This window comes from Mesomycoplasma dispar, assembly GCF_000941075.1.
GTDB classification, from domain to species: domain Bacteria; phylum Bacillota_I; class Bacilli_A; order Mycoplasmatales; family Metamycoplasmataceae; genus Mesomycoplasma; species Mesomycoplasma dispar.
The window spans coordinates 762,329-774,514 of the sequence record NZ_CP007229.1 but is presented as its reverse complement, the minus strand read 5'-3'; the positions used below and the strand labels follow the sequence as shown (position 1 = coordinate 774,514).

1 protein-coding gene is annotated in these 12,186 nt (G+C 30.9%); it reads left to right on the top strand.

Annotated features, from left to right (window positions below; all coding sequences use genetic code 4):
- The first annotated feature begins 308 nt into the window (after positions 1 to 308).
- Positions 309 to 12,170, top strand: a complete 11,862-nt coding sequence (locus MDIS_RS02710; protein ID WP_044635531.1) for a fibronectin type III domain-containing protein — start codon at positions 309 to 311, stop codon at positions 12,168 to 12,170.
- Positions 12,171 to 12,186: the final 16 nt, after the last annotated feature.

The following is a 12,186-nucleotide window of genomic DNA, read 5'->3' as shown; positions in this document are numbered from 1 at the left end:
CTTTTTAGTAGCTAAAAAATCATTTTTTAGCGTAAAAACTGTTTAATTAAATAGGTATTTAGGCAAACTTTTTTTTAAAAAAAAAAAAAAATCTAAAAAATTTTAAATGTAGTATAATTTGGTTATCGAATTAAAAATTAGTCAATATTAGTTGCTATATTTTTAGTTTTAGAAAAAAATACTATCTCTGAGAAAATCAATGGTGTTAGTTTTACTAAAATCCATTGATTTTTTATCTATTAAAAAAAGAAAAATTAACTTATTTTAAGAACAAAAATTTTTACTTTAGATAAAATAAAGGAGAAGAAATGACTGACAATAGCACCACTAAAAAAAAAAAAAAAAGGTGGGAAAAATCTAAAAAACGTGCATTAGCACTATCACTTTTAGCATTCGGCGGGCTTTCAATTGGCTCATTCGGTCTTCTACCTTTTCTGCTAAAGTCCTGAAACACGCTCCAGTATAACATTGTTGATTTCAAACACGTTAATCATAACAATGCAAGTTACGAAATTGAATTTGCATTAAGCGATCTTGATGCCTATAAGTTAAATTACCAAGATCTAAATGTCGATCTGACAAACGACCAGGAAGGAAAAAACGTTGTTGTTTCGCACATCGCAAACTACGATGAATTTTCGCGTTCTTGAAAAATAAATTCAAATTATACTGGCCTTAGTTTCGGGAAACGTTATTATTTAAAAGTTTACCTTGATGACAAAAAGCAAAAACGTTTTGCGGCAAAAAAAGTAATTGGTTTTGGACAAAATGTTGCCAATTTTGTTGATACTCCGCCTGCGGTTAGCACGATTAATTTTCAGTCAAAAACACCTTCTACAGCATCAGTTTCGGTTAAATTTGCCGATGAAGCCGCGAATTTAGAAGGGAAAAAAGTCGCCCTTGAGTATTATTTTGTCCTTAAAAATCAAGAAGATAATCTCGAAAATAAAATCAATAATGCCCAAGAAATTCATACTTCTTATGTTGATTCTGCCACTGTTAAAAACGGTGCCGCCGAGTTTAGTCTAAATAATTTACACCCTGGACTTGATTATAAAATCAGCGCAATTCGTTATGTTGATAGCGAAAATCGTAGCGAAATTCCGTTGCAGCCGATGCAGAAAATTCCGCTAGATCCAAAGATTGACTTTGAAAAAGATAAGTCAAAAAAGGGTCTTTTTGAGACAAAAACGGCAAAATTCCGTTTAATTGCAACAACTTTAGTTGACCAAAATTTATCATATTCGCAAAAAAGACTTACTGTTAATTTCGCGAATTTCGATAATACTGCAATTATTCAGAACAAACCAATCACATTGAATTATAAAAATGTTGAAACTGGGCAAAAATTTTCAAGTAAATCGTTTTTTAGTGCTAATTTAGCCAGTTTTGACCTTGATAAATTAGATCCAGGTTCTACTTATCAAATTGAAAGTTTCAACCTTGAGTCATCAACAATCGAATTTAGTAACACTTTTTCGAAAAATTTCTACACTCCAGCAGCAATTATTGACTCAAAAATTGCAGTTGGGGCAACTTTTGCCGATGTCGAACTTAGTGTGGCTTCTGCTGATGACTTAACTGATAAAAAGGCACTTTTATATCTTGATGACAGCTCAATTGTTCCTGCATCAGCAACTTTTTCAAAAACTGATAAAAATAATGTTTATAAAATCAAACTGCAGCCAAAAGGGCTTGTAAATGCAACAAAATATGCCCTTGATAAGTTAATTTTTGCCTCACAAATTCCCAATTCGGTTTTTGCAACCAATCACGACGGCTTTGATTATCGCAATGTTAGTTGGGAAAATGATTTAGAAATTAGCTCACCAAAGCGGAATTTTGTCACCAAAATTTCCGATTTGAAAACTTTTATTAAGTTAGAACCAAAAATTTATCCAACAAAAGTTGAATATACTTTCGGATTTTTGCTAGAATCTTCATACCTAAATGATAAAAACCTCTATTTATATTATTATAAAAAAGATGAACCAGGAAAACTTTATAAGTCCAAAGTTGCGCGTGCTCAAGGTTCAGAGATAAAATTTGAACTAAGTGATTTTGAAGTTTCTTCGGTTTATAAACTTGATAAAATTGAAATTGAAAACCATCCTGAATTAGCGGTTAAAATCGAATTTGATGAAAGCAAAGAATCAGCACAAAAACTAAAATACGATGAATTTTTTATTAAGTTTCACGTTAATAAAATCGAATTTGAAAATATTACCGAAACAAGCGCAAAAGCAATCGTTGAAATTCAAGGTGATTTTAAAAATATTACCAAAAGTGGAATTAAAAATCAATTTAGTCCTAAATTAGTTTTTGGACAACCTGGTTTTGCTAATCTTTCAAAATCAATAAGTGTAAATTTGGATAGTTCACTAACTGCAGGAGCTGGCACCACAGATCAAAAAAACTATGAAATTAAGGACAATAAATTAATTCTTTACTTTAAATTAGACAATCTAGATCCAAAAACTGAATACCAAGTAGCCGATCTTGAAATTCCTGAACAAACTGAATTTTTTAGCTCTTCAGGAATTTTAGAATTAAACGCAAAATTTACAACTGAATATCAAAAAGTTAAGATTTTCGGGTCAAATTTTGACTCAATTACTGAAAATTCAGCGATAGCAACAATTTATTTTGATCCAACTTTCAATAGTTATTTAAATGGTTATAAATTTAAAGTCAAATTCAAAGACGAAGATGGAAAAACTGTTTCTTATCCAAACGAGGCTAACAATAACACTGAAAGTTACCAGAAAGTTGAAAATAATCAAATTAAAGTTAGTCTAACCGGATTAAAACCAGGGCAAAAATACACTTTTGCCGGTCTAGAACCAGCACCTGGACAAAATGCAGACGGACTAAATAACCTTAATTTCGAATATTTAGTTTCAGAAACAACAAACTCCCAACGACAAAAATTCGAAACTGCCGAAGACAAAGCGCCTTATGTTTATACGACAACCGACATTGCATCAGTTCAAACAAATCCTCAACAGGATGCGGCTAGTGTGACGGTAAATTTTACCACAAAGGATCCAAAATTCAAAGAAAGAACAAATTCTACCCAGAAAACCGCGGTAATTTTCGTTAAAAACAACGCAACCGGTGGTATAGCAAGCGCGACGGCGAAAATAGAATTTAAAGACAACAGCAATTCTGCGACATTTAATCTTAAAGAACTTTCCAAATTGACTCATCACACAATTACTGAAATTTTGGTCGATTCACAGAAAATTCAATTTGCTGAAAATTTGAAACAGGAAAACTCCGAGCAACGTAATTTTAACACTGTCGCAACAACGGCAACGGTGGAAAAAGTTGTTCAAACAGAGAAAAAACACAATAAAATTGGACTTGAATTGTCTTTTGATCCGATCAAAGATCGGTTTTTAGAAGGCGATGAAATTCAGGTTAGTTTAAGAAATAAAAAAAGTAGTGATAAAGTTATAACAGCAAAAGCAAATGTTGATCAAAATTTAGTGTTAAAATTGGATTTTACTGAAAATGTTGAGCCTGGAACTGAATATGAAATTAGTAAAATTTCTGATCTGACAAAAGATAAAAATATTCAAACTTCAGTAGGGTTTGAGATTAAAAAAGCTGAGAATTACGAACCAGATCTTGCAGATCCAAAAAAAGATGACCAGAAAATCTATTCCGCTCCAGAATTAAAAGAATTTAGTGTTAGTGAAAACAAAGATGAAACTGTAAAAGTGAAACTTACTTTTAACGATGCCGAAAAAGTTCTTGTTAAAAACAACGGCAACGGTGGAGTGAATAATCAAAACCTTACATTATTATTAAAAAATACAAAAACAGAAGCTATTGTCACTGCAAATGGCCAAGCTCAAGAAAAAGATGGCACAATTTCTGCTGAATTTACATTTTCTAATCTTGATCGAAATGTAAAATATGAACTTGTTTCAGTCAATGATTATTCTAAAGCTGATTCAGAAATTTGATACAATAAAGATACTTTCACTGAAGGTAAGAAAGATTTCACCGTTAACGTTGATAAAATTGAAGTTAAAAATCTTGTTTTTTCAGAAATTAAGCAAAATTCTGTTAAGGCTCAAATTTATTTCGATCCAATTCGCGATAGTTATTTAGCAGAAAAAGAAATTGAGGTTGAGATTGGCGAGGACAGCGATCCTGTTGCGCAATTTGTTCAGGTTCAAGGAGCGGTAGAAAATTCTGCTCCTGAAATGAAAAAAAGAGTGAAAATTACACGCTTACAGGACGGAAGATTAGTTGCAAATCTTGACTTTTCAGGACTAAAAGAAGGTTCTGATTATAAAATTAAGTCATTAAAACTTGACAAGGGTGCAATTCAAACTAATGAAGATAACAAGGAAACCGGACCTAAATTCGAAATTGTCAACGAATTTAGCACGGCAGATTCAGTTGGACAACATCGTCAAATTGGTGAAATTAACGATGCTTCAAAACAAAAAACCCTAAAATTTGCCACCGATGTCGTTGTTTCTGATGTAGAAATTAATCCAAATGCTGCTGGCGCTGCTCAACAAGACAAACAACGTTCTGCCACAATTAAAGTAACTTTTTCAAATTCAAATAACGAAATTCTTAAACTAAAAAAAGATCAAGTTGCTACAATCACTTTAATAAATAAAGCGACTGGAAAACTTGTACTAACTTCGGCAAATATTCAAGCTGAAGAATCGACTGTAGGAAACAAACAAACCAGCGCAAGCGCAACTTTTGAATTTCGAAACGATTTAGACAAACTTACAAAATACGAAATTAGTTCAATTCAAGTTGTAAGATCAAACGGAATTTATTCAATTCCGTTTTCATCGACGATTCAAAATGATGAAAGTAAAAAATCATTTACCACCCAACTTGATTCAATTACGGTCAAAGATATAAGTTATACCGATATTTCTTCGACAAGCGTTTTACTAACAACTTTTTTTGACTCACTCGAGGATAACGCGCTAAATAATCGTTTTGAGGCGGAATTAGAATATGTTTTAAAAGGAAGTCAAGAAGTTAGAAAATCATCGAAGGTAGACATTTCGAATAATCAAGCAACTTTTACAATTGAAGGGCTTCAAGAAGCAACTGGTTATGAAATTAAAGATTTAAAATTAACGAAAAAAAGTACACCTGTTAGAAGTACAAGATCGTTGACTCGAATTCGCAGACAAGCGCCAGAACCAATTCAAAATGTAACAGTTAAATTTGATCAAACTGAAGTTGAAAATAAAGGGAAAAAAGATTTTGCCACAAAATCTTTAATTTCCGAAGTTAAAATTGACTCGGGGTTGATTCTAAAAAAACCGCAAAATGTTCAAATTGCAAATACAAATCTATCTGATACTAGTGCTGGAATTGAACTTAAAATTAAAGATCCAAAGAAATTTTTTGCTGATTATGGAACAGGAAAAACCAAAAACGGCCAACAAAGTCAAGTTCGTCTTATTATTAAATCAAATAGAACTGGGGCAATTGCCGAAACAGGGGCAACTATCACTTACGATGAAGGCCAAAGTACCGCAACCGCTAAGTTTAGCTTCGAAAATCTGGAAAAATATACAATTTATAATCTTGTTGATATTTTCATCAACGGCGTTCCAGTTGGGTTTTTAAATAGTCTAACCGAAGAACAAAAGCAATTTCATACGACCGCCAAAGAAGTTTTACCCGAATTTATTAACCAAACCGAGTTTAAAAAACACGGTGCCGTTGTTAGAATGGTTTTCGATGTTAATAAAAACTGGTTTTTAGTGGGAAATAAAGTTAAAATTAACTTTAAAAAGTTAGGAAGTCAAGAACCCGATGATCCAGAACTAACCGCCGAAGCCGTTGTTCAAAATGACGGACTTGCCGTCTTTAATATAAATAAGGAAAATGTTAAAACTAAAGTTCCGCAAGGGACAAGATTTGAAATTTCGAAGTTAGAATTTGAACCTGAAACCAATTCTAACCAAGAAATTGTCAAAAATTTTCCGTTAAATAAAATCACTGGAAGTGATCAAGTTCAGGTTTTATCAACAAGTGCTGGAATTCAAGCAACAAGAATTCGTAGCCGCCGCGATGTTGTTAGTTTATTTGCCGAAGGTGATGCTGAAAATCAAGTTGAAAATGTGGCAAATCAATTTCAAACTGTGCAAACTCAGACAGGACAGAATAATTTTGCTGCTGTAAATCTAAGAACTGAACCGCTGCAAAGTGTTGGACCAGGCACTCAAAGTCTTACTAAAACTTTTGACACTGCTGCTTATATAACAAAAGTGGAAAAAGTAAATTTAGCAGGAACAAACGGTGAAATTAAAATCACCTTAAGTTCAACAAAACTTTTAGAAGGCGCCGCATTAGCGAAAATGAAACTAAAGTATATTGATATTAGTGACGGACAAGAACATGAAGCTAATTTAACAGGTATTCCGGCACTGAATTCTTCAACTTCTGAATATACTTTCAGCGCAACAAATTTAAAAGCTCTCAATTACTACCAATTAGTTTCAATTACTTACGAAAATCAAGGGCAAACTGTCCAAACAATTAACTTTGACGAGGATCAAGTTTCTTATCAAGACCGACTTTTTCGGACAACGCCGGAAAGTTTTGCTGTTGTTGATATTAAATCAACTTATAATAAAACAAATAAAACTGCTAATGTTAAATTGCAATTAGATGATCAAGTAACTAAATATCTTGAAGGGTATAAAGTTAAAATCTCCTATAAAAGACAGGATGAGGCAAATAATTCAATCCCAACCTCGACAGTTGAAGGAGTAATTAACTCTGATGGTTCAGTTAATGTTGTTCTTGATGATCGATATGAGCAAACAACACAACAAAAAAACCTAATACTTCCAACTGCACCTGATACTGTAAAGGTTGTTGAGACCACGAATACGTTGCAATCAAATCTAGGAATAACACCAGAAAATCAAATAAATAACGGGAGAAGAAGTATCGATGCTGAAAAACTTTTTGAAGGCTTTAAATATAAAATTGAAAAAGTTGAACTTATTCAAAAACCAGATGCATCTTCAGGTGGTCGAAAAAAACGTTCAGTTCAAGATCAAGATTTAATCGAGTTTAACGCTGGATTTACTAAAGAAGCTAAATTTGAAGCCAAAAGTTCAACTCCTCAAACTCAGGGGCAACAAACATTTGAAGAATCCAAAAAAACAATTGAAACAATCCCAATTTCATTATATGATCAGCTAATTTATACTGAAGAAAAAGATAAATCTTCGGGGATTGATACCAAAATTTATGCCTATTTTATTTCATCAGATGAGCTACAAGATCAAGACAAAAACCACTTCAAAGTTCAACTTTATAATAAAACACTGAAAAAATACGAAACAATTACAAAAGCAACTTCGATTAAAAAAATTAATGAAAATAATGGAAAATCCCATTTTTACGTTGTTACTTTTGAAACTAATCTAAACAAAGCTTCGCTTTATGAAATTGAACATTTTGTTTATAAAAATCAAAAAATTGATCAATCAGAATATAAAACCCCTCGGGTAGAAAAAACTGAATTTACTACACCAGGGAAAAAAGCTTGACTAACCAATTTTTCGCAAATTGGTGCTTACGAAGATGATGCCGCAACTGTTTATTTCCAATTTGATGAAAAAGATGAATATCTTTGACGAAACAAACATAAAATTGAATTGGAGATTGCTTCTGAACCAAATTCGGCTTTACAACAACAAACACAAGTGCAAACTCTTAAATATACTTTTGTGCCTGAAGGTTCGCTTACAAAGGTAAGAATTGATAAAAATTCTAATAAAGATCAACAAAATTCAAGCCTTGAAATCAAAGAAAATACCGTCTATAGAATTACTAAATTTACAATTAAAGAACCTGAAACAAGCGCTAGCCAAGGTCAAGCAAATTCGCCTGAACAAAAAAATAATAAATTAAAAATCGACACTGTTAATCAACAAAATACCGTAACTCCTACCAATCTCGGAGATGGGCAAATGGAAGTTAAAAAAGTTGAATCTGCTGAGGTTGTTAATTTTAAACCTGATCAAAAAGATGCCTTTTTTGAAACTAAAGCTAAATTTGATTATCAAGAAGAGACTAATTTCATTCAAAACCCCGATAAAAATGCTGATGGAAGATCAGCAACTTTAGAATTTAAATTTAATGATAAATTTTTACAAATTCCGAAAAAATTCGCAACTATTACAGTCGCTAAAAAAGCTAGTTCTTCTTCTTCTTCTTCTGAAGAAATTAGTTTTACATCTGAGTCTGAATATAATCCTACCAATCAAGGGAAACTTACTTTCAAATTAGAAAATCTTGATCGCTTCCTAACTTATGAAATTAAAAAACTTGAAATTGGTGGAATTGAATTTGAAAGTTTAAGAGGAAAAGTTATTCAGTCTACTCAAAAAGACGAATTTACTCCGGTAACACAAAAAATTTATATTGCCGATTTAAAAGTGGAAGGGTTAAGAACAGGAAATAATGAAAGTGCTACTGAACCACAAGATGGATCAAAAGTGTTTGGAAAAATTAATGTCTTCTTCGATAAAGATGACGAATGACTAAACGAAGCTAATGTAAATATTTCAATTAAAGACAAAAATAATAAAAATACAGAGTTAGCTAAAATTGAAGGTGTTAAAGTAACCAAAAATGATCAAGTGCCAGCAACACCATATAATGTTGAAATTGATTTAAATAAAGATACGAATAATAAAATCCAACCTGGAAGCAAAATTTCTTTAGGTTTCGAACTAAAAGACACAAGAAAAGATATTAATCTTAAAAATAAACAACCACAGGATATTTTAATTGAAATACCAGAAAATCAATATAATTTAGAATACGCACCAAAAATTAAATCTGATATTGTAATTCCACCTGTAATTGAAGATGTTATTGTTACTGACTTAAAAGATACAAGTGCGAAACTAATTATCAAATTAAAAGGCCACCGTGAAAATTTTAATAAATTAGTCGAAAATCCTGTTGTCCTATCAATTCAACCTGATCCGAATTCTAATACAAACGGGAAAATACCGATTAAGTTATTGCAAATTTCAAAAATTTCAACATTTAAAAGTGAAAATGATCAATTAAAATTTGAATTAGAATATAATCTTGAAGACTTAATTCCTAATCTTGAGTATAAAATTTTGAAATTAAAAGGTCAAGATTTAGAAATTCCGTTTGGCGAATTAGACTATAAACTAAAAACTTTTGCACAACACGGAAGTGCACTCGAACCCTTAAATAAAAATTTGGATAGTAAAATCTTTAAAACTACTTTCACTGATTTATCTCCTGAAAAAATAATATTTACACAAAACCCACATAACTCTAATTCATTAAGACAACAAGAATATGCAAATGAAAATTTAAACTTAAACCTTGATCCAATTTCGATGTGATCTCTTGCTGATAAAAAAATTCAAGTTAAATTAAAACCTTTAAATCCCGATGGAACAGATATAGGGAATTCTAGTATTAACGGACAAGAAAAAGTATATGAATTTGATGTAAAATCAGATCCTTCTAAAAAAACTCTAATCGCTTCGCTTGATAAAAAAGTAACGGATGAAGTTAATGATTCATTTCTATTTCCATCGACGACATATAGAATTAGCGAAATCTCAACAAAAGATATTAATAATCCAATAACACTTAACCTTGACAAAACTAGAAGGGATACAAAAAATCTCCAATTTACAACCCAATTATCACAACCAATTCTTAAAGAGGTTAAAATCTCTAACTTTACAAATAAAACAGGAAAAGAAGACGGTTTTGAGCAGCAAATTTATTTCAAATTCGAAGATCCTTATAACGCAATTGATGAAACCTCAATGAAAGATTGAAAAATAATTTTAGAAGGAAATAACAGCAATAATAATATAGATCAATGGGAAAATGTTGCTAAATATGAAGTTCAAACTGAAAATAATATAATTGCATTAACTAATCCAAGGGAATTACAAAAACCTCCGTTTGATTATGTGGAGGATCCCGAATTACAACGAATATTAGTAGAGCAAAAAAAACTTGATGAACGTTTAAATGTTATAAATGAACAAATTAAAAATAAAAGTAAAATTATTAATGAAAGGACTGAAAGACTTTCAAAACTATCGAAAACAACTAATAATCAACAATTTAGAGATGAGTTAAATATTGAAAATAGCACAATTACTAGGGCAATAGAAGAACAGAAAGTTGAAATTGAAAAGGAAAAACAACGAATTCAAAGTTTAGATTCATATAGTAAATATGATAAAAAATTAAACGAGCATAATAAACAAATAAAAGAAAAAAATATTCGCTATTTTGCTTTTACGTTGAAAGGCAATGCTTCTTGACTAAAATTTTACAAAATGCGTGTTGCGATCCAGTATAAATATTTTAAAAATAATAAAGATCGTAAAAACTCTGTTTATGGCAAATTCATAAATAATTTGAATGTAAATCAGACAGATAACCCAAATAACAAATTAAATTTATCTGAATCAGAAATTTCAAAAATGCAGAAAATTGAATTACTTGATTTTGCTAAATATACAAATAGAATTTTACTTAAAAAATCAGTAATTAAACCACTTAATGCAATGGGTGCGTATATTGAAATGGAATTCGATGATCCAAAAAACTTATTATTTAACTTTGATGGGGGTTTTCCAAAAGCTAATACAAAAATTGATGATTTATCTGTTTGAACTGATCTTACTTCCCAAGCCCCTGCTATGATTGAAGAAGAAATTAAAAATCCTTACGAATCAAAATTTAAAGTTGATACTACAAATGATGTTGGTGATATTTCAGAACCATCTAATAAATGAAATATTACAAAAAATCCTTTTAGTCGCAATACCCTACCTAATTTAGATTTTGATGTCAATGCATACAGATATAATTTAACTAACCCGTTCAATACTTTGACCGAAAATCCACACCAAACCTATATAGAATTGCTTAATAAAATACCTAAATCAGTATCATCACAAGGTCCTTTAATTTTAAATACATCCCAACAAAAAAACTATACTTTACGTCTAGCTATGGTAGAAAGAAAAAATAATACAGTTAAGATTGGTTTAATTATAACTTATTATTTTCTAGAACCAAGCGCATTTGAGTCAAAAATATTCACAATTTTCCCAAAAATTTTAAACCCCTCTATTTCTTCTAATAACCCCTCTAACATTGATATGAGTGATTATTATAAACCGTTAGTCCCTACTTTGTCAAAAAACGTAACATTATCGTTTATGTCATCGCCGATAGTTGATAAAGAAGATCCTTATTGGGGCAATTTTTGAGCGAATTCAAGCGGTAATGTTTGGCATACGTCCAAAATTAGGCAATATAGTAGTCAAAAAGGGCAGGGTCATCTAATTGTTGATAGTTTTCAAGATTCTTTATTCCAAAAAATTCAAAGTAGCAATTCTAATCTTTGAAACTACGATTATGCCAATAATTTTTTTTTAGGACCTACAAGTCCAATTAAAACTTTGTCAAATAGTTCAAATGTAAAACCTATAGGTGCTGTTGATAATTTTGCCGAGCAAATTAGAGTTAGATATGGTGGTGGTAACCGATTAATTCGAGATTGACTAAATGATCTTCTAACAAGAAGGGGAAAATCACGCGAACCATTCGGTATTAAATCAACTTCTTATGATCCAAGTAGTAAAATCTTTACTGTTAATTTTCACATTCCAGGAACTCCTAGAAAGATTAAGGAAATAATGCCTACTATTGCTTATGCAGTTTTTCTTGAACCATCTGGAAAATTTTATTTGTTTGGAAATCATAACGGAAATCCTTTGCATTTTGATCGTGATTTGGATTTAAAGACTAAAGAAATGAAGATCAACTTATCACCTCTATCTTGGGCTGAAAATGAACTACCATCTACAGGAGTAAATCTTAATTTTGTTGGAATAATTGTTTTTCCTTATTTACCAACCGATATAACCAAAAACGTTTTTTTTCATAAAACAAAAGGAATTAGTTTTTTTTCAGAACATCGACATTACATTCAAAAAAATTTTAAGAAAAAATATAAATATATTCTTCCAGTTGAAAATTATGAAGATCTTGCCGTTGATGCCAAAAACCCTTATTTTGTGCCGTGAGTTTCAAATGAAAATGCTTGAGATCGAATAACTTACTAATTTAGAACTTTAAAAC